Source organism: Vibrio tritonius (assembly GCF_001547935.1).
GTDB lineage: Bacteria > Pseudomonadota > Gammaproteobacteria > Enterobacterales > Vibrionaceae > Vibrio > Vibrio tritonius.
In genome coordinates, this window is record NZ_AP014636.1 from 935,507 (window position 1) to 960,770 (window position 25,264).

A 25,264-nucleotide genomic window follows, 5' to 3' on the forward strand; every position below is an offset into this window, starting at 1 on the left:
ACACTCAAAAAGCATTAGGCTGTAATGGACAGACAAAAAGGATATGTGATGTGGATAACTTTGAGTTGTGTCACTTTTTTGCTACTGTCTATTTATTAATCAGATTGATTGTGTGATCTCTCCCATAAGTAATCGAGTAATAAGTTGCCTAGACGTGACATCAGGGAGTGAGCGAGTAATATCAATCTAACCCTTTAGGGATAGATAATAATAAAAACATCACAATCAATGGCTAGGATATACAACATATGATGGAAAGAAATCAGTACGTAGTGACAGTGTCACTAGAGCGGTATCGAACGGATATGAATCGCAAGACAACTATCAGTATGGAGACAAACGATGACTCAGTGGCTTAAAGATAGATTCTATATTTTGGCAACATCCCTTGCTGTCGTAGTTAGTGCAATCTTGTATTTCTACTTACTTCAAGACTGGGCTTTAAATCTATTGGTACTCGTGGGTTCTGCAGTGATTATTCATCGGTTTTGTAATACCCATCTTCAGAAAATCATTTAGCGTCTGTTGTCCTAAAATTCTTCTAAAAGAGAGCTCTGCTCTCTTTTTTCTTGCATGCAAAAAAATGCGCCCACTTGAAGCGGGCGCTAACAACGTCAGTTGGCTAAATAACGAATGGTTCTTTATTAGCAAATTAACTGTAGGTAACTTATCGCCATCTTGCCATTGAGATAGCGTAATTTATGCGTCTCGTCATGCTTTGTGCATTGCGATCGAAATACTTGCTTTATGTATGATTCGGAAATGAATTAGTTATAGTGCATCGTTAACCCTAAGTTCATTCTCTTATCCCTATATCAAACCACCAGTTATCCACAGCTTGAAAAAATGCTTATAAAAAGATCTAAATTGACCATTTATTGATCCTTTTCTTGAGAGTTAATAAGCGCTAGAAAGAAAGTAAGTGTTCACATCACTTCTTGCATTCTTCATGCCTCTAATGGGTGTTTATCACTCGTAATTTAGTTACATATAGCCATGACATTTTCTCATGACTATTAAATCTTTATCTTAACTTATTGAAAATATTAGAAAATAAAAAGGCACCTGAGGTGCCTTCTATTTATGAGTCTTTGTGCTGTTCCCGTATCTCTTTGGCAACCACTTTGATCGCCTCAGCAGTACTCATTCCCTCTGCCATGAGCTTTTGAATTTTCTCCACCGCTTCTTGTTGTTGCTGGTGTGTCAGGGTTAAATCATCAAACATAAAAAAAGCTCCTTAATTCAAGGAGCCTGAATATAATGGGAAAGTTAGTACGTGGCAAGGAAGTTAACGTACGCCCCCATTGAATTTTCATTCGTGTAGCTACCAGCGATATCCATTTCGAATAGCCCCAATGGCGACAACCCAATACCGGCAGTATACGTTGGTTCAGTATTACTATAGGCAACGTTCTTTTTGTAACCCACTCTTAGCTTGAGTTGACGTAAGAGATCAAGTTCGGCCCCTACCCTCAGCATTTGGGTGTTATCAGCAAATTCTTTATAGCGTCGTTGTTCGTTTAAGTCATAATCGACACTTAGTGTAAAGTAATCGGCAACAATACCCGCTCCCACGGTATAGAGCGGGCGCATTTCATAGTTGTACTGAACATTAGAATTACCAGAAATTGCAGGTGATACAGATTTGGTTTGAATATCATGACTAATCAGATTCATCGCTGAAAAACCAATTCTAAATGGTCCATAGAACCAAAGTGCACCAGCATCTAAATTCAGAACATTTTCTGCGTCGCTATTTTTTGTTGCATCGGTTAAGTCAAAATCATCGACCGTCGTTTGATAAACAAACGTATAAATTCGTTGCAGTTTCGGTGATATACCAAAAGAGGTGTGTTGACCAAATACAGTGCTGTATCTTGCCATAGATAAACCAACTTCCGTAACTCCTACTGATACCGCGGTTACCGTAGAGTTTTGTGCCCTTTCAACGGTACAAGCATTAGCATTACTTGGGTCGCTGCATGATCCGATTTCTGTCGTGACAAATGTTTCGGCATAAGCTTTACCGAACAAATTCATAGAAAGATATTGGTTAGGAATTCCTAATGCAAAACCTGCGCCCAACTCAACATTGACTTGAGCACCATCTAATTTGTCCAACTCCCCCGACAGCTCATCGGCAGTAGCTTGCGTTACGCTACCATCAATACCGTTAAGAATGTCGGTAATGTTATCGACAGTATCTAACATACTATCTTGATCATCATAACTAATACCGACGCTTGGCAAAATCATACCTGCATCATCATTTCGACGATAAATAGCAGTCAGAGCAGGATTATAAAAAGGAGCGGTAAGATAAGTTCCAGAAACAACACCGACACCACCCATGGCATCACCACGGGCTTCAACGGTATATGGTCCCGCAACAGCATTAGCTGCCGCGAAAGAAATAGACAACGTTATCAGCTTTAAATTCGTTTTCATTAGTACTAGGCCGTTTAGTCATTTAATTTGCTTATCGGCCTAGTATTTGCGAACTTTAGCTATTCTTCTGTGGCGACATCATAAGTTTTACTAATAACTTGTGATTGTTCGATAATAATCGGACCTTGCCAACGTTGTTGTGTCATAGATATCGCTAATACGTAGCGATCGGGAGGTAAGCTATCAACTGGTAATGAGGTAGGATAATCAGAATCATAACTGTGATTCCAAATTTCCTGATATTTACCTTTAACGTAGTCGTACACCGATACCCCTAACTTGGGTAAAGGACAGAATTTATTTAAAAGTGCATTTTTTTCGATTTGCCAGTGATCTTTTGAAGCCCAACGTACCGTTTGTTTGGCGTTCTGTTCACTGAAAATAACCCAAGCACTCCAAGATTCCTGGTCATCGGCTGTTACATCAATACGATATAGGCCTTTTGATATGTCATTGTTTAGGTTATAACGCTTAACATAGCTATAAATTCCATTTGTGACATTGTCACTATTTACAGAGTTGAAGCTTGTATCCGATGAGATGTCTTTATCAACCCACTTAGATAAGCGTATATCAGAAATTTCTTTTTTGGCCGCAACATTGACCATCATTTGATAAGCATCACGCCCTGGACTTTGGATATTTAACCGACGAATCGTGATACTGTTTATCCAATCTGGAAATTGTTTGCTATCAAGCCCTTTACCGCAATCAACACTAAGTGATTGTACTAAAAGAGAATTTAGGTGGTCTTTTATGTTTTTCTCTTGGTCAAGTTGCCACACTTCAACCAATGAAGTAAACATGCTTTGCAGGTCACCATCAAGTAAATGTTGATGGGCCTGAGTTAATGGCGTGCTTTGTTCAAACCAATCCGCAGCGTGAGAGGTTAAAGGCACGCACAATGACGTGCCTAATAACAACAAGGATTTTTTCATGAATTACGCTTTCATTTTATATCCGACACCACGTAAGGTTTCAATTTCCAAACCTGGTAATTTTTGGCGTAACTGCAATACGTGCGTATCCACAGTACGAGTAGTAGGGAAATGGTTGTAACCCCATACATGATCCAATAACTCATCACGCGTAAATACTCGGCCCAAGTTGCTCGCTAAAAATAGCAACAAATCGAACTCAGTACGAGTTAAGGTAACCATTTCATCACGGAAAAACACTTCTCGAGTCGCTTTATCAATGACCAAATCGTTGGTTATTACTTTGCTGTCGTCTTGTCCTTCCCCTTCAGGGCTACGCATTTGCGCACGAATCCGAGCAAATAACTCAGCTTCTGCAAAAGGTTTCGTCAGATAGTCTGTTGCACCAGCATCTAGGCCAGTCACTTTGTCTTTTACTGTAACAAGTGCAGTCAAAAGAATAACCGGTACTTCTTTGATTTTTTTCCAATCGGCTAAGTGTTCGACAGAATCACCATCGGGTAATTGGCGATCCAGAATGACTAAATCTGCTTTTTCCCAATATTGTTTTACATCAGCAATAGTTTCTGAGTGTAAACAATCATATCCTGCTTGTTCCAAACTAACTAGAAGGCCATCTGCTAGGTTTTTATCATCTTCAACGAGAAGCAATGTCTGTTTCACAGGGTATCTCCAATATAAATGTTGTCGGTGGTCCAACGAGGGTCATGGTGCCGCCCATTCTTCCGACCATCGATTCTACAATAGTTAAGCCAAGTCCTAAGCCACTCTTACTAACGAACGGCTTACGTAAGTGACGCCAATCTTTTTGCGTTAATGTTCCTTGGTCTGTCACTTTGATTGTTACTGAATTATCAGTGGTAATGACATCAAGTGTTACAGGCGCGATGCCGTATTTGACAGCATTACGGATCAAGTTATCGATACATGTCCCGAGCCAATAGACGTTTAATTTCGCGGCGACATCCTGATTTATATTAAGTGTTATGGGGTCTGAAAACTCCTCTTCAACTTTATACTGCAACCATTCTTCAACTGAAGGAACCCAGTCGGTTGCTAAAGGTTTATTGTCCGACTGTAGGTAATCTTTACTCGCTTCTGCTAGCTGGCGTAAACGCCGAGAGTCTTCACACAAGCGTCTAAATTCATCATATACCGTTTCCGGTAACCGTTCGAATTCACGACGGAATCCTTCTACCGTTAACGAGAGACTTGCGATAGGCGTACGTAATTCATGAGTCAAAATTTGCAAAATCAACATACGGCTTTTCATCTCTTGGCGTTTTGTATTCCACCGATACACCGACCAGCCCAATACCAAGAGAATATTAGCAATGACCAACACTACCATGCTGACACGAAGTAAATTGGAATGGTCTTCAATATCCCAACAAATATTACCTCGTTGCACAAAACATGCGCTGTTAGAGCCCACTACACTATATGCAAGCCCCGCTCGGCTGGCATTATGGTTCCAAATATCTTCGTTAAAAACATAGTATTTGTCCCCTTTTCTTAGCCAAAGTTCATTTTGTTCGCTAAACATTAATGAACCGGATAATAGCGCTTCTATCGATTCACTATTCATCGCCTGTAGGCGACCTAGTAAAGTTCCCTTAGGCGCTTGTGGTCGTTCTTCGATATGCATGTACTGTTTAATCTCTTCATACATATTCGGATACAGTTTCACGTATCGTGCAGCGTAAGTACCACCGCCGGGGTGAATCAAACCACTTCGAGCAAACCACCCTGGACGCAACTTGGTTCCATTACATATGGCACGCGTAAAGGACAAAGGCTCCGTAACAAGCGGGTTGTAAGGGAGCGTACCAGAACAATTCATCGCCAACTGATACAACTGTTGGATTGCTCTTAACGGGTATGAAGAGGTCTGAGGCAACATGCTCTCAGGCGTAATCAAACGAGAAGGAAAATCCGTTTGGATATTTCGAATATCGTAAGACACAACCGCTGAATCGTAATCGAAAAGCGATACGAAAAGATCGATGCGCTCAGGGAGAGAATCCGCCCTTGTGGCGGCTGTAAAAAATGTCCCTATTGCGGCTATTGTTATGATTATCGCTTTTCTCAAGTGAGTTCTTATATAAATCATTAAGTTGAAAAATACTATAACGCATTATTCTTAAAATATATACGCGGCTTGTTATATTGCTGTCAATAATGGTTAATACCATGAAAAAGAAGCCAGCTATGCTGGCTTCTTGGACAATAAAACGTCAAATTACTGCAATGCTTTGGATATCGCTTCTACACTTGCTTTCGCGTCACCAAATAGCATTTGTGTATTGTCTTTAAAGAACAGCGGATTCTGTACTCCAGCATAACCGGTATTCATCGAACGTTTGAATACAATAACCTGTTTTGCATTCCATACCTCTAACACAGGCATACCTGCAATTGGACTCGTTGGATCTTCGAGCGCTGCTGGGTTTACCGTATCATTTGCGCCAATCACTAGAACCGTATCGGTTTGTGGAAAATCATCATTAATTTCATCCATTTCCAACACAATATCGTACGGAACTTTCGCTTCGGCTAACAACACATTCATGTGACCCGGTAACCTTCCCGCAACAGGGTGAATTCCAAAACGTACGTTAATACCGCGGCTACGCAATTTCTCAGTGATATCAAACACTGGATACTGAGCTTGTGCCACTGCCATGCCGTAACCCGGAGTGATAATGACAGATTGAGAGTTTTTCAAAAGCTCTGCCACCTCTTCTGCGGTTGTTTCGTGATATTCTCCCATTTCTTGGTCACTTGAGATGGCCACTTCCTGGCCAAACCCTCCGGCAATGACACTAACAAATGACCGATTCATTGCTTTACACATGATATACGAGAGGATCGCACCAGAAGAACCCACCAAGGCCCCAGTCACAATTAATAGGTCGTTGGCCAACATAAAACCGGCCGCCGCCGCCGCCCAACCTGAGTATGAGTTCAGCATCGACACCACCACTGGCATGTCGGCACCACCAATCGACGCCACTAAGTGATAACCAAATGCGAACGCAATAAAGGTCATCAGAATTAATGCCCAAACACTGCCATCCGCCTTCACAAAGTGGATCAATAACCAAATCGACACCAACACAGCGATTAGATTAAGTTTGTGTTTATGCGGCAGATTAAGTGGTGAGGATTTGATCATTCCACTCAGTTTCCCATAAGCCACGATCGAACCCGTAAAGGTCACTGCACCAATAAAGACCCCCACAAACACTTCAACTAAATGAATTGTGTGTTCCGCCGCCGACGCCAATAACGGCGCATCAATGAAACTGTTGTACCCAACCAAAACAGCCGCTAAGCCAACAAAGCTATGCAGTACCGCAACCAATTCAGGCATCTGGGTCATTTCAACTTTTTTGGCTAAACGAATACCAATACCGGCACCAATGACCATCGCCAGAATTACCCAAGATACACCTTGGCTGTCAGGTCCGAGAATGGTTGAGATTAGCGCGATAGCCATCCCGACGATACCGTAATAGTTACCCGCTTTTGCTGACGTTTGTTTTGATAACCCCGCCAAACTCATAATGAAAAATAAGGCAGCAACGATGTACGCTGCTTGTACCATTTGTGCAGACATCTCCTACTCCCTTAGTCTTTACGGAACATTTGCAGCATACGTTTAGTGACAGTAAAGCCACCAAAGATGTTGATACTGGCGATCAAAATCGCGAAAAAGGAAAGAAACGACACCAAACCGTGTCCCTGACCAATTTGTAATAATGCCCCAACGACGATGATTCCCGATATGGCGTTAGTCACCGACATCAATGGCGTGTGCAACGAATGCGATACATTCCACACCACATAGTAACCAACGACACAAGCCAAGACGAACACAGTGAAATGGCTCAAGAATGCACTTGGCGCAACCGATGCAATCCAAGCAAAAGCGCCTACCGCAACGACCAAGCCAAGCCCTTTCTTCCAAGGTGATATCGGCTTTTCTGGTGCTTTGACTACTGGCTGAGCGGCTTTCGGGGCCGCTTGCGGCTGTGCAGACACTTGAATAGGAGGGGCTGGCCAGGTCACTTCGCCAGCTTTAATCACGGTAACCCCACGTACCACAACATCGTCAAAATCAATGGTGATGGTTCCATCACTTTCTTTACACAGCAATTTGAGTAAATTCACTAAGTTGGTCGCATAAAGTTGTGAGGACTGGGTTGGTAAACGACTGACCATGTCGGTATAACCAATAATTTTCACCCCATTGTTGGTGGTGATCACTTGATCTTTAACGGTGTATTCACAGTTACCACCGTTGGCGGCAGCTAAATCAACAATCACACTGCCCGCTTTCATGCTATCAACCATCTCTTTGGTGATAAGCGTTGGCGCAGGTTTCCCAGGAATCAATGCCGTGGTAATGATGATATCGACATCTTTCGCTTGAGCTGCGTACAACTCAGCCGCTTTGCGATTAAATTCGTCCGACATCTCTTTCGCATAGCCATCACCAGCGCCAGAGTTTTCTTGATAGTCGACCGTTAAAAACTCTGCGCCCATTGATTGAACTTGCTCTTTCACCTCAGGTCGAACATCAAACGCACGCACCATCGCCCCTAGGCTTCCCGCAGCACCAATCGCAGCTAAACCAGCAACACCAGCGCCAGCAATAAACACTTTCGCCGGCGGAATTTTCCCTGCTGCAGTAATCTGTCCAGTGAAGAATCGACCAAACTCGTGGGCTGCTTCCACTACAGCACGATAGCCAGCAATATTTGCCATTGATGATAGCGCATCAAGGGATTGGGCTCGTGAAATACGTGGTACCGCATCCATTGCTAACACGTTGACATTTTTTTCTGCTAGCTTTTCCATTAACTCAGGATGTTGGGCAGGATAAATAAAGCACACTAAGGTAGTGTTTTCTTTTAGAAGGGACAGTTCGTCAACCGATGCTGACTCGCCGTACAAGGGAGCATTAACTTTTAGGATCAAGTCAGAGCCCCACACCTCCTCCTGACTGACTATGGTAGCGCCCGCTTCTTTATATGTCGCATCATCGAAGCTGGCAAAAACACCTGCTTCACTCTCGACACAAACATCAAAACCGAGCTTAATCAATTGCTTAACAGAGTTTGGAGAGGCAGCTACACGGGTCTCTCCGTCACTCCTTTCTTTTGGTACACCAATTTGCATATCATTTCCTTGAAATACTGACTCGATGATATTCGTTTCTATCGAAGGCTGAGATGCACTGCAAGCGTTTGTATGTAAATTTCTAACTAATGCCCAATTTATCTACAAAAATTCATTTACTTACAGATATCCCCAAATGATCTCAAGATGCAGAACTCATAGTTTCATCAACGCGTTCTGGCAAAGGGCACAGAAATGGGCTTCTTGATGAGCCTCTAAGAACGAGAACTTTCTTGCTAAAACCACATCTTTAAGTGATTTGGGTATAGTAAGATTCAATAACACCAAGAACTGTCTCGACATTATCTCCGGTAGTACGAACTTCCACTGTTATCCTATGACGGTGATTGACTAAGATGACTAGCGAGTATTGTTAACGCGTCCACATCAGCCACTTTAATCTATGGAGCCAATACGATAACAATTTCAGTTTAAAGGAAAAGGAGAGAAAGGTTCTGTGAATCAACAAGAAAAAGCGCCACAAAAAGTGACGCTAATAAACGAGAACAAAGAGGGAATCAGGAGAAAATACTGTCACCCATTTGATCGATAAACATTTGAGATTTGCGTAGCATCAATTCATTTGCATCCGCTTGACTTGGTAATACATCGGAGCGAATAAAACGGTGGGTTTTCACCTCATCACCAAGTTGTTTAGTGATTCGGCCGGCAATACGATATTGACCGCCTTCAGAGAGCGCCTCTTGGTATATCAAATAGCCTTTGTATTCGATTGGCGTTACTTCTTTCACTTCTGGTGTCGATTTTCCACCAAATAAACGAGAAAACAGCCCCACAATAACTCCTTAATTAGTGGTTTTTGGGTGTTACAACCGGCGTTTCGTACCATTCAAGCTCTGAGTCTTCATCAAACCTTGGGGTATGCCAAGTTGTTGGAATATCAGTATCGCGATTTTTGCGTCGGTCTTCAACAATCATTGCCATTGAAACACTAATTGCGGTTTCCGCATGCTGTTTAAGGACAACAAGACGCTCTTCAGGCAAAGCCGATAAAAAATCGATATCATGCCGAATGTAAACCGGTCTTAGCTGATTAAGTGCCAGACAAGCGAGATCCGCCAATTGTTCATGGTCAAAGCGTTCAGTAAAGTGCTCTTGCACCAATATCTGCCCTACTAACGTTTCCATATAATTATGTACATCGACACTAATTTGCATACGATACTCCCCTTATCGTTCTTAACTTTAACACTAATCAACAGTTAGACTTCTATCAACAAATCAATCTTAAGCGATGTAACTGTTGCTTAAGTTGCCTCATTTATTGGATTCAGTTTAAAAATGTCGCTCTCGACTTAAAATAGTCTTTTCATTTACTTTGGAGGCCGTTTAGCATGTCGCTCTTTTAACCTTAACCAGAGTTGCTGGCGTCATCTATATACATGTATACACGCTTATTCACATCACATTGGTTTAGAATTGTTTTACCTGTGCTCTTGATCAGTTTGCTTTGGTCTGGGATGAACAGCGTTATTCAAGTCATGCAGGCCAATCTTGGATTTGCTATCTACATGCCATACGTACTGCTTTGTTGCGCCTTCCTAATTGCCTACTTCTTTCGTCAAGGGCGAATCGCGATGATTTCTGTCGCATTATTGGCATCTTATTGGTTGATTCAACACACCTTGTCGGAACCAGCAGACCAACACTTATCTCTAATTAAGCTCTCTCTGTTCGCGCTTCTGTTGCCAGTTGCTTGTTGGCAGATCTACTTATTCAAGAACGAAACTATTTGGCATCCTGGCTTCTTAGCTTTTCTATTGAGCTTAGGCCTAATCATAGGATGGGCTAGCTTACTTATCTCTGATTTCGATAATGTCATCATGACATACTTCATTGAGTTTCTCTCGAGCACGCAGGTCACTAGCTCGCCATTACCCATAATACTAGCTGCTTATATTGCGATACTCACCCTGTATGCTGGAATTCTTGTCTATTCACACAATCGACTTTCTGACGTGGTGATCTACTCAACACTTCTGGTGGTTGGCAGCGCATTTACTCGCTTTGATGTGCCTTTTATTTCTAGCACCATGTTCTCTCTTATTGCAGTATTGATGATGATCTACTTGATCTCCACCAGCTACAAGATGGCATTTACAGACACGCTCACTCAACTTCCCGCCAGACAGGCTTTGGAAATTGATTTGCGCCAGCTAGGCAAGAAATACACCTTAGCTATGGTCGACATTGATCATTTTAAAAGTTTCAATGATACCTATGGCCATGATGCAGGCGATGACGTGCTGCGTCTTATTGCCAGTCGATTAGCCTTAATCAAAGGAAATGGTCGTGTTTACCGCTATGGTGGTGAAGAGTTTCTGATTTTGTTTAAGGGGAAAGAGACCGAGCAATGTTCGCCATTGCTCGAACAGGTTCGTAATGACATTGCAGGCTATCCACTGGTGCTACGCAATTATACCAAACGTCCGAGCGACAATACGCAGGGACGGCAATATCGGCACAGTCGATACAAGCAAGATTGTCTTTCTTTGACGGTGAGTATTGGCATCAGTGACAGCCTCCAAGGTGACAGTGTCACTGAGATTTTAGACAATGCCGACAAAGCGCTTTATTCAGCCAAAAGCTCCGGACGTAACTGCATTAAACGCTACTCCCCGCAATGAGTTATAGGGCGATACCACGAAGCACCATATCAATAACAAACTCCGTAGCTTGATCAAATTCATCGTCATTTAATTGGTCGCCGTTAATCAGTAGAATTTCCGTGTCGAAATCCGCATAAAACTGCGTTGCACCCCAAATTAAAAACAGCAAGTGCAGCGGATTCATCGGTCTAATTAGCTCCTGTTCGATCCAGTGCTGAATCACATTCGCTTTACCCGTTGTCCACTCAATCACCGGTAACTCAATGGAATCATGAATGATTGGTGCGCCTTGAATAATCTCTTGGGCAAAGATTTTCGACTCTTGTGGATGAGTACGACTGTAACGCATCTTTGCTTGGATATAGCGACGCAGTACGTCTGTTGGAGGTTGCGTAGCCGCATCTTCATCAAACCCTTCATTCCACAGATTAAGAATGTCTTGAAGCAGTGCTTTATAAAGACCCACTTTCGATTTGAAGTAATACAAAATATTGGCTTTAGGAAGGTTAACCCGATCGGCTATCGATTGAATCGATGTTCCTTTATAGCCATGTTTCACGAATTCATCCGCAGCCGCCGCTAAAATGATCTGTTCATTACGACGACGAATATCTCCGGCAGAAGCTGAGCGATTAGGTGAGACTTGTTTTGGCACTACATATTCCCTGTTTAAATAACCTTAATGAAGTGTGACTCATTTGCACCATTTCGATACAACTGCACAATTATGTGACGCATAGACTAACGAATTATCTGATAACTATACAGAATTTCTCATCAACTCCGGTAAATTTATCTTTTTACTCTATCCATTTTTTCGTTTTCTCTGCCAAGATATTGCCTAATCAATCCCACTATCGTTTATCGCTTCCTCTACCATACTTGCTCATTTCACAGCAACTTTTCCCTCTTAACCACTGCCATCATTGGCTTTTTCTGTGTGCAAAATTGATCCCGACCCCTTTAACGTTTGTGAAATTCCTTATTCGTTACGTGTAAACCTGAACACATGGTCAGGTTTTTGCATATTTGTAACATATGCCGTGCATGGAATGCGCGTAATCGACAATAACAACGAATCCAACGTGTGGCGAAATGAGCGTGTTGAGTTTCGGTCAGTAGGACAAAGGAAGTATGCTAGAAATAATGATCAACAGTGAAATCGTCCAAATTGAAAGGGCGAGCGCCGATACCATGTTACTCACCTATTTACGTGAGCAACAGCAAATGACCGGGAGCAAAGAAGGTTGCGGCAGTGGCGATTGCGGGGCTTGTACCGTGGTGCTGGTGTCTCTTGATAACCAAGAAGAATTGACCTTTCATCAAATCAACTCCTGTATTACACCACTGCATTCATTGCATGGTAAACAAGTTATTACGGTCGAATTTCTCAACCAACAAGGCAGTTTGCACCCAATTCAACAACGTTTGATCGACGCACATGGCTCACAATGCGGTTTTTGCACACCCGGCTTTATGATGTCGCTCTACGCGTTATCCAAACAGGCTCAATTGACCAGCGAACCCGTTGATTATCTGGCTGGTAACTTGTGTCGTTGTACAGGTTACGGCCCCATTATTGATGTTGCTAATTCCCTAATGGAAAAACCCATCAATGATCCACTGTCGGCGTCCTTCGAGGACACGTTACTATGGATGAAGACAGTAAAACCACTAGTGAGTAACGGTTATTACCTACCGCAAACACGTGCCGATTTACGTTCCCTGCGCAACGCGCATCCTAATGCCCAACTGATTGCTGGTGGAACTGATCTCTCTTTAGCGGTAACTCAGCAATGGCAACCTTTAGAAAGCTTAATCGATGTGTCCCAAGTTGACGATCTCACCTCCATTAGTGAGTCTTCGCAAGGCTGGCGTATCGGCGCTTCAGTGTCATTGCATGACGTACATCAGTGGCTAAAAATCCACTTACCCAGCGCTCAAGAACTATTTCATCGCATTGGCAGTATGAGCATTCGCCACCGCGCTACCATTGGCGGCAGTTTAGGTCACGCTTCGCCAATTGGTGATATTGCTCCTCTGCTGCTCAGTTTGGATGCTAGCATCGAGCTAGATGATGGAGACATCAAGCAAACCATTGCTGCGCAAGACTTCTTTATCGGTTATCGCCAGACGGTGCTCAAACCGACGCAGTGGATCAGCGCCGTTCACCTACCAAAGTTACAACGTAATGAAAAACATGCGATTTATAAGGTCAGTAAACGCTTTGAAGATGATATTTCAACCGTTTGTATCGCCATTAAAGTTCGCTTTGATAAGTATGGCACCATCAGCCAATGCGCTATCGGCGCAGGAGGCATTGCGGATAGACCAATTCGTTTATCTGCCGTTGAACAGGTGTTAATTAATCAACCTTTTACTGCGCATTCGCTATCCCTAGCACAACAGGCTGTCGAAAAAACCGTGCACCCACTGACTGACGTTCGCGGCTCAGCAAAATATCGTGTTTTGCTGGTACAAAATCTACTGCAACGCTTTTATTTAAACCTTCAACAGATACCCACAAGGTTGGTGCATCATGCGTAAACTCACCCCATTAAAATCATCAACCACCTATCAAGCGTCATCTCAAATTGGTCATTCCCGGCCACATGAAAGCGCTCATAAACAGGCTTGTGGAAACGCCCCTTTTATCGATGATGTATTAACGCCCCAAGGTTGTCTCCATGCCGCTTTAGTCGTGAGTAGCATCAGCAAAGGAAAAATCTCCTCCCTTGACTTATCGGCAGTCAAATCCGCCACCGGCGTCGTTGCCGTATTAACCGCAGATGCCATTCCTGGCGAAAAAGACATTGGTACAGTGCATAAAGGCGATCCTCTGCTGACCATCGATGATGAGATTCGTTACTTTGGCCAACCCATCGCCTTAGTGATTGCCAAAACACATCAACAAGCTTGGCAAGCCACATTGCACGCTAACGTTGAATATCAAACTGAAGCGCAACCAACCATTACCTTTAGCCAAACGCAAGGTCAAGCGCCACTACTGCCCAATCACACCATTGGCACCTCAATATTGTACGAAGCACTGGATCGCCAACCGATTCAACTAACCGGTGATATTCATATCGGCGGGCAAGAACACTTCTATCTAGAAGGTCAATGTGCCCTCGCCCAGTTAACCGAAGATCGTGGCATTTTTGTCCAAAGTTCCACGCAAAATCCAACCGAAGTACAAAAGCTTATTGGTGAAGTACTCGGCATCGATTTTAATCAAGTGGTCGTGGATATGCGCCGTATGGGCGGTGGTTTTGGTGGTAAAGAGAGCCAAGCAGCGCAGTGGGCTTGCTTGGCGGCACTCGGGGCGACCATCACTAACAAACCGGTGAAATTGCGTTTACCAAGACGCATCGACATGCAAGCTACGGGTAAACGTCACCCGTTTTACAATCAATACCAAATTAGCGCCAACGCCAAGGGCCAAATATCTACTGCCAACATCGATATCAATGGGTTGTGTGGGCACTCAGCCGACCTATCCGATGCGATTGTTGACCGCGCAATGTTCCATGCCGATAACGCCTATTCGCTAGGTCAGGCTTGTATTTCTGGCAATCGCCTGCAAACAGACACCTGTTCCCATACCGCTTTTCGTGGCTTTGGCGGTCCGCAAGGAATGATTGTGATTGAAAAAGTGATGCAGCAACTTGCATTACTAACAGGTCGCGATGCCTTGGATGTTCGTTACGACAATCTCTATCGTCCAAACCGCGATGTGACCCCTTACGGGATGAAAGCCGACGAAACCCAAACCATGCTTACGATGATGAAGCAACTGGAACAATCGTGTGACTATCGCCAGCGGCGCAAAATCATTGATAAGTGGAACCAAACTAGCCCTGTGCTTAAAAAAGGTCTTGCACTGACTCCGGTGAAATTTGGCATTTCCTTTACCGCCCAGCATCTCAACCAAGCCGGCGCATTAATCCATATTTATACCGATGGCTCGGTTCAAGTCTCCCATGGCGGGACCGAAATGGGGCAAGGCTTACACACCAAGGTTCAACAAATTGTCGCCCAAGCTTTTGGTATTCACCCAGATAAAATTCTAGTGACCTCAACTCGTACCGATAAAGTGCCCAATACTTCTCCGACAGCGGCTTCTTCCGGTGCTGATTTAAATGGCATGGCAGCTTACAACGCAGCGGTCATTATTAAACAACGTTTGCTGGAAGTGGCTCAGCGTCACTTCGCCACAACTGAAACACTGACCATTGAACAAGAAGAAGTCGCGTATGGGGATAAAGCCCTTTCTTGGCGTGAACTGGTGCAAATGGCTTATCTCAATCGTGTCTCGCTTTCTTCTACTGGCTATTATCAGACCCCTAAGATTGGTTACGATCGCAGTATGGGTTGTGGGCGCCCTTTCTACTATTTTTCCCATGGCGTTTCATGCAGCGAAGTGACCATTGATACCTTAACGGGGGAAAGTACCATCGATCGGGTCGATATCTTGCATGATGTCGGTCAGAGTATTAATCCGGCCATCGATATAGGCCAAATAGAGGGTGGTTTTATTCAAGGAATGGGTTGGTTAACCACAGAAGAGTTGGTGTGGGACACACAGGGTAAATTACTCAGCAACAGCCCAATGAACTACAAAATTCCAAGCATTGGCGATTACCCCAAATCACTGCAAATTGATCTTTACACCAACCCCAATCCCGAGCAAACCATCTATCGCTCAAAAGCCGTTGGCGAGCCACCATTTATGCATGGCATTAGTGTCTGGTGTGCCATTTACGACGCGATTGCCTCAATTGGTAACCATAAGTTTGACCCTAACTTGCATGCGCCGGCAACGGGAGAACAGATATTAATGGCCTGCATGGCCATGCGCAAAGCAATGCAGCACTCAGTAATGGAGGAAGCTCATGTCGAATATGAATGATTCACATACCCAAATAAGCGGGACACACACCTTTACTGACGGGAAAATAACGGGGACACACACCTTAGATTGGTTAAGTGCGTGTCAGCAGCTCAACCAATTAGGACACCCCTACTGTGTTGCAACCGTGCTTGCCCACACAGGTTCCGTACCGCGTGCCAGCGGCGCAAAAATGGTCATTAGCTTTACTGAGCAGTTTGATACTCTGGGTGGCGGTCATTTGGAATACCAAGTGATTGAGCATGCACGCAACGCACTGACTCAAGGTAATGCTGAAATGGGCATTGAACGCTTTGCATTAGCCGCCGACCTTGGTCAATGCTGCGGCGGCGCAGTGCAAGTGCTGTTTGAATATTTTCAAACTGATATACCGCGTGTGGTCATCTTTGGGGCGGGTCATATCAGTGCTAATCTATGTTCTATCCTTGATCATTTACCCTGCCACGTGACGGTGATTGATAGCCGCCAAGAGTGGTTAGATAAACTCGCTTCGATAAGCGTCAATCGGCAATATCATACTGTCCCACAGTCAGAAATATCCCTATTGCCAAGTGGTAGTTACCTTGTCATCATGACTCATGACCACCAGCTTGATTACGAACTGTGTAAAGTGGCCCTTTCCGAGCAACGCTTTGCTTTTGTCGGGTTAATTGGGTCGCAAGGTAAAAAGCAGCGTTTCTTGTATCGGTTAAAAGAAGATCTAACGGATCCACAATGGACCGAGCAGTTAACCTGTCCGATTGGCCTTGATACTGTGCCGGGAAAACTGCCGATGCAAGTGGCCGTCTCGATAGCAGGACAACTGATACAACGCTTTGCCATGGATAAGGCAAGTGAACAGACTGAGCCCAAAGAGTCACAATTGGCACTCCGTTGGCAACATGCCAATGAGGCGCGTAAACAGCTAAGAGAACCCCATCATGGATGAAAAAAACACGCTAGGTAGTGAGCAACTCAAACAAATCTGCGCCAGTCGACACTGGCAAACGCTAATGGCCGACGCCGTAGCACAGCATGACTCAACGCACTGGTTGCAATTAGCTGATCGCGCTTTTGATCAATTAACTGAAGCCGATTGGCTTGAAGCGTTTCATGGCCACCCGATGATTGGCAATATCGATACACTGAAAAAGAAGTACGCCCACGGTCGAAATTTAAGTGAGCAAGAACAAGGACTAGTGAAACTTGCTGCACATGATATAGTAGCAGAGCTACATGAGTTAAATTATGTGTATCTTGAAAAGTTTGGGTTCATTTTTATCGTGTGTGCCAGTGGCAAAACCGCCGCAGAGATGCTCGCGTTGCTTAAGGCTCGCCTACCCAATTCGCGAGATCAAGAGATACTGATTGCAGCTCAAGAGCAAAGGAAAATCAGTCATATCAGGATGGAAGCCTATTTATGAGTCAATTAAGCTGTCATGTACTAGACAATACCAACGGTATTCCTGCATCAGACATTACCGTCAAAGTATTTCGTTTAGGAAGTTTTGAATGCCTTGCGGAAGGCATTACTGGAGCCGATGGTCGCGTGGATTTTGGTGACACTCACTTTGCTGCAGGCAATTACACCCTGCGTTTCCTCGTTGCGCCCTACTGTGAAGCACAATTTGGACAGGTATTTTTCCCGATGATCGATATTCACTTCACTATCACCGACAAGCGGCACTATCACATTCCTCTGTTACTTTCCCCGTTTGCCTTTAGCAGCTACCGAGGAAGTTAGTCATGTCATTAGAAATACATCGCGGACGTCTATTTCATTTTCCTCACGACACGCATTCACCGAGTGAACAGTATCAGTATTTTGACGATGGTATATTGGTGATTAAAGAAGGAAAAATCATCGACTTGGGGGATGCGAAAGACTATTTACAAGCACATCCACAATCCGCAGATCAAATCACTCACCACCAAGGACTATTGGTGCCGGGGTTTATAGACGCGCATGCACATTATCCCCAAATTGAGATGATCGCCAGCTTTGGTCAACAACTGCTCGACTGGCTCCATGATTATACCTTTCCAACCGAAATGAAATTTATCCAGCGGGAATACGCAAAAGAACAAGCTGGCCTTTTTCTAGAACAGCTGTTTGCCCACGGCACAACAACTGCAGGCGTATTTGCGACGGTATTTCCCCAATCAGTCGACATGTTTTTTGAAGCCGCTCAAGCCTATGATGCAAGAATGATTTGCGGCAAAGTGCTGATGGATCGCTTTTGCCCAGATGGCCTAAGAGATAACCCCGAGCAAGGCTATCTCGATAGTATCGACCTAATAGAACGCTGGCATAATAAGGGACGTGCGCTCTATGCAATTACCCCGCGTTTTGCACCGACTAGTACCCCGCAACAACTGAAAAAAGCGGCCCATTTGGCCCACAAATACCCCGATGTCTTTATTCAAACGCATTTGAGTGAAAACATAAAAGAAGTGGCACTAGTGCAGCAACTGTTTCCACATAACAAAGACTATTTGGACGTCTACGAATCTGCAGGATTATTACGCGAACGTGCCATATTCGCCCATGGCGTCCATTTAACCGATTCAGAAATGCAGCGATTATCTACCTCAGGTGCAACTCTCGCCTGTTGTGCATCGTCAAATCTCTTTTTAGGTAGCGGTTTATTCCCGTTTGATAAAATCAAACAAAGTGGCACTCACATTGCCTTTGGCAGTGATGTCGGGGCAGGAACGTCAATGAGTTTGCTTGCCAACCTAGCCGATGCGTATAAAGTCTGCCAATTACAACACTGCAGTTTAGATCCATTTGAAGCGATTTATCATTGCACTCAAGGTTCGGCGATTGCTTTAAAGTTGCAAGACAAAATTGGCAACTTGAATGTAGGAACAGAAGCAGACTTTATCGAATTAAACCCACGGGCATTTCCAATGCTTGAACAACGTGTAAAAGGTGCTAAATCACTGCAAGATGAACTGTTTGCTCTGATTATCTTAGGTGATGAAAGAGTGATCGAACAAACCTATGTGTCTGGTGTAAAAGTATTTGATCGCAACAAACATCAACTGTTCCATCCAGCTTTTTCAGCGACCAATCCGTCCTAATCATTTCTAGTTAGACAGATGTGAAAGACTGGTACACTGCCAGTCTTTCTCTTTACTATCCCCTAAAAATCACTCACGAGACTTTCTTCCAACGCTCTGATTTCAATGACTGTAAACAATAGTAAAGAAAGAAACTATTGAACCGTTGGATGTCTTATTCTGGTACCTAGTGTTCTAGGTCAAACCTTAAAATACCCATCTAATCAATAACATCAAGGATAATTGTGTGAACCGCTTACTTATTTGTCTATTTAGCTGCTCGCTGAGTGTCTCGCTTCCCTCTTTCGCCAGTGATTCTTTCTCCAACAGTCAACCACCGCAAATGCCAAGCAATGGACATCCACCCAGTTTCAGCGATTTTGATAGCAACGGCGATGGCGTATTAACCGAAGACGAAGTGCAAGGGCCAATGCGTAACGACTTTAGTCAAATCGATGCCAATGGTGACGGACAAGTTACCGAACAAGAAATGGATACCTTTATGCGCAACCACAAACCGCCACAAGGTCGCGGTGGACACGACCAAAATTCGGATGAGGATTAATCGTCATATCAATTTAGCCATTAAGAGTGTGTGTCCCGTTTAATTGCAGCCGCTAATCGGCTGTAATTGGCCTCATCTTATGGTGTGTGTCCCGCTTATACTGATTAAGAGTGTGTGTCCCACTTATACTGGGCAAAAAATGAGATAGCAAACCGTTCATCCCTCTCTATTTTTGGGGTGAACGGTCTGGGTAGCAATGAACTGGGTTAGTACGTAGTTGCGTTGAACGTTTTGATCATCTCAATAAAACAATCGAGTGCCACTTTCACGTCATCCACCATCACGTTCTCTAAAGGATGATGGCTAATCCCTTTATCGCAACGCACAAACAGCATGGCAATAGGAGCAAGATGCGCCATGGCCATCGCATCGTGACCTGCACCACTTGGTAGCAAACACGGTGTGTGTCCTGTTAATTTCTCCACCACATTCGACCAACGCTGCGTGAGGGTTTCATTGCACTCAACCGCGGTGGCTTGGTAAATGGTTTGACTGGTCAGAGCAAGATGACGCTGCTTCGCAATATCCGCCAATTTATGCATTAACTCTCGGGCGGCATCCTCTAAAAGCGCCTGCTTGGCACTGCGAATATCAATGGTGAAATGCACTTCACCAGGAATCACATTGATTGCCCCTTTAACGGTGTCGCAAATCCCAACCGTGGCGACTATGCCGCGCTGCTCTGCATACGACTCAATACAGAGCACCATTTCAGCAACACCACACATGGCGTCTTTACGCAGATGAATCGGTACCGTACCAGCGTGCCCAGCCATACCTTTCACTTGGCATTGAAAACGTTTTGCCCCCGCAATACCGGTTACGACGCCTACCGGCAAATTCTGCGCTTCCAGTACTGGACCTTGTTCAATATGGACTTCAAGATAGGCTTGTACATCCGAAGGTTGGCGAGCATCCATCCCCGCTTGCTCTGGTGATAAACCAAACTGTTCCATCGCCTGACCAATAGTGACACCGTCACTATCAGCCACCGATAACCAGTTGCGATCATAGCGTCCCGCCACCGCCGAAGAGCCAATCAAAGTGGTATTAAAGCGAGTGCCTTCTTCATCAGCAAACGCGACTACATCGACATGAAAAGGCAGTGTGACATCGCGCAGTAAGCTCAACGCTTCTATCGCCAACAGAACACCTAAGTTACCATCATATTTACCGGCATTGGTGACAGTGTCACTATGAGAACCAATTATCAACGTTGGTTGCGTAGGATTGGGGGACACTTTGCGCCCCCAGTGATTCCCCACGCTATCGCCCCAACTTTCAAGCCCTGCGTCCTTCATCCAGACAGCCAGTTGCTGATGAGCTGCGCGATGCTCTGGCGTGAGATATGCGCGAGTAAGTTGCCCTTCATCAGCACTAAACTCAGCTAACCTATCGGCACGCGTCATGATCGACTCGGCTGAGAGTTTCAAATCTGTCATTCGCATTCCTTGCTCTTGCTCATGAATAAAACGTAACGAGTTATCGCACTTAACAATACAGCGCCATCGCTGCTGCGACTGCTTGTCCTGCATCAACTCGCGCGCCGTGTTTAAGCAAAATCGCTTCCAGCGCCGCCAACGTGGTCAACACGCATTCTTGGCGTGCGTTGTAACCCATGGTGCCAATGCGCCAAATCTTGCCGTGCAGTGGACCAAATGAGGTGCCAATTTCAATCCCAAATCGGTTTAACAATTCACCACGTACGGCATCGCCATTGACTTCATTAGGAATATAAACACCAACCACGTTGTTCATACGCACCGATTGGTCACCAAAAACCGCCAATCCCATTGCCTGCAATCCTGCCACCATCGCATCACCAGCCTCTTTGTGACGTGCAATAACATTGGTTGCCCCTTCTTCAAGGAAAATACGCGCGCATTCGCGAGCGGCATACAGCATAGATGTGGCTTCGGTGTGGTGATTAAGACGCTCTGGTCCCCAATAATCCATGATCATCGCCAGATCAAAGTAGTTAGATTGAATCATCACATCATCGCCTTGCTCGTGATGAGCGGCGCGAATACCCGCTTCAACGTGTTTACGACGATTGATCACCTCTGCGCAGCGATCGCTTAACGTTACTGGTGACGAACCTGAAGGGCCGCCCAAACATTTTTGTAACCCAGCAGATACGGCATCAAGATGCCATTCATCAACCAGAAGATCATTACCCGCAATAGACGCAGTGGCGTCACAGTAAAACAGCACGCCATGACGGTGACACACTTCGCCAATTTCTTTGAGCGGTTGGTTCATCGTGGTCGAGGTATCCCCTTGTACGGTGGCAACCAATTTGGGTTGAAACCGTTTGATCTCTTCTTCTACGCGCTCAGCTGGGCACACTTGTCCCCACTCAATATCAATGGTTTTGATCTCCGCACCAACACGTTGGGCGATTTCACACAGCAAATGACCAAAGCGGCCAATCACAGGAATCAACACTTTATCGCCCGGTTTTAAAATCGAAACCAAACACGCTTCAATCCCAGAGCGCGCAGTCCCATCAACCAACAATGTTTGCTTATTTTGTGAGGCAAACACGCCACGATAGAGACTTTGGACTTGGTTCATGTAGCCCGTCATCACAGGATCATACTGTCCAATTAACGATTGGGAGATGGCTTGATGCACTCGTGGATACGCATTAATTGGGCCTGGGCCCATTAGTAGACGTTGTGGGGGATTGAGTGTTTCAAAAAGAGAGTCCTGATTTTCCATTGTTATTCTCCAAGAGTAAAAGTGCCATCACTGCGCGGGTCGCTCGACGCATCAATCGCGCCATTCAAATCGAGTACCACAGCCCCAGCGTGTCCCATAAGTTCGTTGTTGTCCGGTACAAAAGTCACTTGATGCCCTAAATGGCTAAGCAGCTCTGCATGTTGTTGATAAAGACTTTGTTCTAAACGTAAGCTGTGAGTGCTATCACCCCAAGTACGCCCAAGTAACCAGCGCGGTGCGGCGATGGCTTTTTGTAAATCAAAGTCTTGATAGAGATAGCGGCTAAATAAGCACGCTTGAGTTTGAGGTTGCCCTTCACCGCCCATCGTGCCGTAAACCATGCGGCGGCCATCGGCTAATTCCGCATACGCAGGGTTTAAGGTGTGAAACGGCTTTTTTCCACCAACTAACGCATTGTGGTGATGAGGGTTTAAAGAGAAACTTTTGCCGCGGCAGTTCCATACAATACCACTGGTGGGTAGCACCACACCGCTACCAAATTCCCAATACACACTTTGGATAAAGCTGACCATGGTGCCCTCTTTATCACAAGCGCCCATCCAGATGGTGTCGCCCACTTTTGCTACATGCGGCCATGGCAACGCCTTTTGCCGTTGGATTTGGCGACAAGCGTTGTCTATGACCTCATCAGTCAGGTATTCATTGAGCGGCTTGGTGAGAAACTGGCGATCGCACACCACTTGGTCACGAATAATAAAGGCCTGTTTAGTCGCTTCCACCAACAGATGCAAGTGATCCTGTTCTGTATCATTAGGCTTCACCAAGCGATCGTAAATCGCCAATATCAGCAGTGATGCCACACCTTGCGTTGGTGCGTCAAAGTTATAAAGCTGACCACGGCTGGTCTTCACTGTGAGCGGGTCGACCCACTCGGCTTGATAACCATAAAAATCTTCAATAGTGAGTGGGCTACCCGCCTGTTGCAGTTCTCTCGCCATTTCTTGGGCTAATTCGCCGCGATAAAAGTCATCGAGTCCCGATTGCGCGAGTCGGTTTAGCGTCATCGCCAAGGCGGGGTTAACGATGGTTTCGCCTGCTGACAGCGGCAGTCCATTGATCAAATAGAGATCATTAAATGGACCATAGGCTTGCAGCCGCGCATAGGTTTTGTGGCTAGCAAACGCCATACTTTCTGTCACGGTAATGCCATTTGTCGCACTGTTTATTGCGGGTTGAAACAGCGTGCTCAGCGGCAAATCTGAATGATTGTACTCGAGCGCTTTTTGCCAGCCGTCGACGGTACCGGCCATTGTCACCGCAGCTTTTCCGCCAGAATCGGGCATTTCATCGCCTAAACGGCGGTAATCGTCGATGTTGGCGCCTAACGCGGCGGCGCCACAAGCATCAATCGCAACCGGTTTTTCGCCCTTTTTACTGATGATCCAAAAGCCATCGCCCCCTAAACCATTCATGTGCGGATACTGCACTGCAATCATGGCAGCTGCAGCCACCATCGCTTCACAGGCGGTGCCGCCTGCGTCCAAAATAGCTTGGCCTGCTAATGCGGCTTCACGGTGAGGTGCGGTAAACGCGCTTTTGTTATGCGACATCATCTACCTCCCCAACCAGTTTCATTCCAGTGGCGATGACAGCGCCTTCTTGGTGAGCTTGTCCAATTAGCGAAATACCTGCGGGTCCAAAGCTTAACCCGCCCATCGGCAGGTGCAGTTGTGGCAATCCAGCCAAGCCCGCCAATGCGGTTAATCCCATTAATTCACTGCGATACTCTGCCAGTGCCTGAGCAGGCATATCCAATTTAGGCGGCGCTCCCGGCGTGGTCGGTAACACCCACAGAGCCGCTGATGTTTTCAACACTTGCGTTTGCGACGCTTGCGCCATTAATTGACTCAAGGTTTCACGTAAACGCAACTGTTCTCGCTGCGCGTTTTGGTAATCGTCTTTTGTAATCGTGCGCGCCCATGAAACTCGCTCGCCAATGGCGGGATCGAGAGAATCACCATGCTGCTCTAACCATTGACCATGTTCGCAGATGATTTCAAAACCTTGTAAGGTGCGAAACAGCAAACTCATTTGGCTAAAGTCATAGCCTAACTCAGCCAAGCGCGAGCCTCGTAGCAGCGTGGTTGAAGAGAGATCGCACCACTGCTCTAAACGTGCTAAGCGCTCTTCCCCCAGAAAAGGAACAAAGGCCTCATCCAGATAGAGCGCAGAGCAAGGTGTGCTGGCTAACGTTTGCTGACTCAGCACTTCATAAACACGTTTCAGGAGCGGCAAGCTGATTGCCAATATCCCTGCGGTATCAAAACTTTTTGCCAGTTCAAACGCCGCGCACAAATCAAGTGAGCCAAGAGTTGGACGCAATCCATAGATATTGTTGTAACTGGCGGGAACGCGTATCGAGCCGCCAGTGTCTGTCCCGATAGAAAAATCACAGATGCCCCCAGATACACACACAGCACTGCCGCTGGATGACCCACCCGGAATCGAATCAGGCGCAATGGGGTTAATTGGCGTTCCATAATGATGATTTTGCCCGTTTAGGCTATAGGCGAGTTCATCGGTTTGTACTCGACCAACGCATTCAGCACCTTGGAAAAGTAAGCGTTCAATTAAAGGAGAGGTGCGGCTTGCGGGAAGATGGGTTGTTAGCCAGGTCGGGTTACCAGCACCCGTGACGTAACCTTCAACATCAAACAGATCTTTAAATACAAAGTTGAAGCCAGAGAGCACTCCTTCACCTGTGGGAGCGAGGCGCTCTGGGCCTTGGGGGCAGAAAATGCGAGTATCCATACTCATTTAAATATCCTTATTAGAAATTTTGTATTCTCTTCAT

22 protein-coding genes are annotated in these 25,264 nt (G+C 45.3%); 8 read left to right on the forward strand and 14 right to left on the reverse strand.

The window, feature by feature from the left end; genetic code table 11:
• Nucleotides 1-1,081: 1,081 nt before the first annotated feature.
• The 9 genes from JCM16456_RS23425 to JCM16456_RS19480 all read right to left on the reverse strand — a co-directional run bounded on the left by JCM16456_RS23425 (nt 1,082) and on the right by JCM16456_RS19480 (nt 9,752).
• Complete coding sequence (locus JCM16456_RS23425) at nt 1,082-1,225, reverse strand: YoaH family protein (protein WP_082712386.1); 144 nt, start codon at nt 1,223-1,225, stop codon at nt 1,082-1,084.
• A 44-nt stretch (nt 1,226-1,269) separates the two neighbouring features.
• On the reverse strand, nt 1,270-2,448 hold the full coding sequence (locus JCM16456_RS19445) for a conjugal transfer protein TraF (protein WP_068717626.1): 1,179 nt from the start codon (nt 2,446-2,448) through the stop codon (nt 1,270-1,272).
• Nucleotides 2,449-2,507: 59 nt separating this feature from the next.
• Entirely contained in the window at nt 2,508-3,386 is an 879-nt protein-coding gene (locus JCM16456_RS19450) for a DUF2861 family protein (protein ID WP_068717628.1), read from the reverse strand.
• A 3-nt stretch (nt 3,387-3,389) separates the two neighbouring features.
• Nucleotides 3,390-4,049: a response regulator transcription factor VxrB gene (vxrB, locus tag JCM16456_RS19455; protein ID WP_068717630.1), complete on the reverse strand. Its 660-nt coding sequence runs from the start codon at nt 4,047-4,049 to the stop codon at nt 3,390-3,392.
• Nucleotides 4,024-5,499 (reverse strand): sensor histidine kinase VxrA, encoded by a 1,476-nt coding sequence (gene vxrA, locus JCM16456_RS19460; protein WP_068717632.1) that lies wholly within the window; start codon nt 5,497-5,499, stop codon nt 4,024-4,026. The genes vxrB and vxrA overlap by 26 nt, the downstream gene beginning before the upstream one ends.
• A 129-nt stretch (nt 5,500-5,628) precedes the next feature.
• Nucleotides 5,629-7,008, reverse strand: a complete 1,380-nt coding sequence (gene pntB, locus JCM16456_RS19465; protein WP_068717635.1) for a Re/Si-specific NAD(P)(+) transhydrogenase subunit beta — start codon at nt 7,006-7,008, stop codon at nt 5,629-5,631.
• A gap of 11 nt (nt 7,009-7,019) precedes the next feature.
• Nucleotides 7,020-8,573 carry a Re/Si-specific NAD(P)(+) transhydrogenase subunit alpha gene (locus JCM16456_RS19470; protein ID WP_068717636.1) on the reverse strand — a complete coding sequence of 518 codons (1,554 nt, stop codon included), beginning with the start codon at nt 8,571-8,573 and terminating at the stop codon, nt 7,020-7,022.
• A gap of 518 nt (nt 8,574-9,091) precedes the next feature.
• Nucleotides 9,092-9,370: an HlyU family transcriptional regulator gene (locus JCM16456_RS19475; RefSeq protein ID WP_068717638.1), complete on the reverse strand. Its 279-nt coding sequence runs from the start codon at nt 9,368-9,370 to the stop codon at nt 9,092-9,094.
• A 13-nt stretch (nt 9,371-9,383) separates the two neighbouring features.
• A complete protein-coding gene (locus tag JCM16456_RS19480) occupies nt 9,384-9,752 on the reverse strand; it encodes a late competence development ComFB family protein (RefSeq protein WP_068717640.1) in 369 nt (122 codons plus the stop codon).
• Between the two features lie 272 nt (nt 9,753-10,024).
• Here JCM16456_RS19480 and JCM16456_RS19485 point away from each other — a divergent pair, with 272 nt between their 5' ends.
• Nucleotides 10,025-11,221 carry a GGDEF domain-containing protein gene (locus tag JCM16456_RS19485; RefSeq protein ID WP_162266557.1) on the forward strand — a complete coding sequence of 399 codons (1,197 nt, stop codon included), beginning with the start codon at nt 10,025-10,027 and terminating at the stop codon, nt 11,219-11,221.
• A 1-nt stretch (nt 11,222) separates the two neighbouring features.
• On the opposite strand, the gene JCM16456_RS19490 is transcribed toward JCM16456_RS19485, so the two are convergent.
• Nucleotides 11,223-11,858, reverse strand: a complete 636-nt coding sequence (locus JCM16456_RS19490; RefSeq protein WP_068717643.1) for a TetR/AcrR family transcriptional regulator — start codon at nt 11,856-11,858, stop codon at nt 11,223-11,225.
• 479 nt (nt 11,859-12,337) lie between these two features.
• Here JCM16456_RS19490 and xdhA point away from each other — a divergent pair, with 479 nt between their 5' ends.
• The 7 genes from xdhA to JCM16456_RS19525 all read left to right on the forward strand — a co-directional run bounded on the left by xdhA (nt 12,338) and on the right by JCM16456_RS19525 (nt 19,725).
• Entirely contained in the window at nt 12,338-13,750 is a 1,413-nt protein-coding gene (gene xdhA, locus JCM16456_RS19495; RefSeq protein WP_068717645.1) for a xanthine dehydrogenase small subunit, read from the forward strand.
• Nucleotides 13,743-16,115: a xanthine dehydrogenase molybdopterin binding subunit gene (gene xdhB, locus JCM16456_RS19500; protein WP_068717647.1), complete on the forward strand. Its 2,373-nt coding sequence runs from the start codon at nt 13,743-13,745 to the stop codon at nt 16,113-16,115. Before xdhA ends, xdhB begins: the two co-directional genes overlap by 8 nt.
• Nucleotides 16,099-17,043 carry a xanthine dehydrogenase accessory protein XdhC gene (gene xdhC / locus JCM16456_RS19505; protein ID WP_231894454.1) on the forward strand — a complete coding sequence of 315 codons (945 nt, stop codon included), beginning with the start codon at nt 16,099-16,101 and terminating at the stop codon, nt 17,041-17,043. The genes xdhB and xdhC overlap by 17 nt, the downstream gene beginning before the upstream one ends.
• Nucleotides 17,036-17,518 (forward strand): 2-oxo-4-hydroxy-4-carboxy-5-ureidoimidazoline decarboxylase, encoded by a 483-nt coding sequence (locus tag JCM16456_RS19510; RefSeq protein WP_068717649.1) that lies wholly within the window; start codon nt 17,036-17,038, stop codon nt 17,516-17,518. Before xdhC ends, JCM16456_RS19510 begins: the two co-directional genes overlap by 8 nt.
• Complete coding sequence (uraH, locus tag JCM16456_RS19515; protein WP_068717651.1) at nt 17,515-17,838, forward strand: hydroxyisourate hydrolase; 324 nt, start codon at nt 17,515-17,517, stop codon at nt 17,836-17,838. Before JCM16456_RS19510 ends, uraH begins: the two co-directional genes overlap by 4 nt.
• Before the next feature lie 2 nt (nt 17,839-17,840).
• Nucleotides 17,841-19,181: a guanine deaminase gene (guaD, locus tag JCM16456_RS19520; protein ID WP_068717653.1), complete on the forward strand. Its 1,341-nt coding sequence runs from the start codon at nt 17,841-17,843 to the stop codon at nt 19,179-19,181.
• Nucleotides 19,182-19,407: 226 nt separating this feature from the next.
• Complete coding sequence (locus tag JCM16456_RS19525; RefSeq protein WP_231894455.1) at nt 19,408-19,725, forward strand: EF-hand domain-containing protein; 318 nt, start codon at nt 19,408-19,410, stop codon at nt 19,723-19,725.
• 206 nt (nt 19,726-19,931) lie between these two features.
• On the opposite strand, the gene JCM16456_RS19530 is transcribed toward JCM16456_RS19525, so the two are convergent.
• Genes JCM16456_RS19530 through JCM16456_RS19545 form a run of 4 tightly spaced genes read right to left on the reverse strand, consistent with a single transcriptional unit; the run spans nt 19,932 to nt 25,227 of the window.
• Entirely contained in the window at nt 19,932-21,167 is a 1,236-nt protein-coding gene (locus JCM16456_RS19530) for an allantoate amidohydrolase (protein WP_068717655.1), read from the reverse strand.
• Nucleotides 21,168-21,216: 49 nt separating this feature from the next.
• Nucleotides 21,217-22,449: a pyridoxal-phosphate-dependent aminotransferase family protein gene (locus tag JCM16456_RS19535; RefSeq protein ID WP_068717657.1), complete on the reverse strand. Its 1,233-nt coding sequence runs from the start codon at nt 22,447-22,449 to the stop codon at nt 21,217-21,219.
• Between the two features lie 2 nt (nt 22,450-22,451).
• A complete protein-coding gene (locus JCM16456_RS19540) occupies nt 22,452-24,020 on the reverse strand; it encodes a gamma-glutamyltransferase family protein (RefSeq protein ID WP_068717658.1) in 1,569 nt (522 codons plus the stop codon).
• Nucleotides 24,010-25,227 (reverse strand): amidase family protein, encoded by a 1,218-nt coding sequence (locus tag JCM16456_RS19545; RefSeq protein WP_068717661.1) that lies wholly within the window; start codon nt 25,225-25,227, stop codon nt 24,010-24,012. The genes JCM16456_RS19540 and JCM16456_RS19545 overlap by 11 nt, the downstream gene beginning before the upstream one ends.
• Nucleotides 25,228-25,264 lie beyond the last annotated feature (37 nt).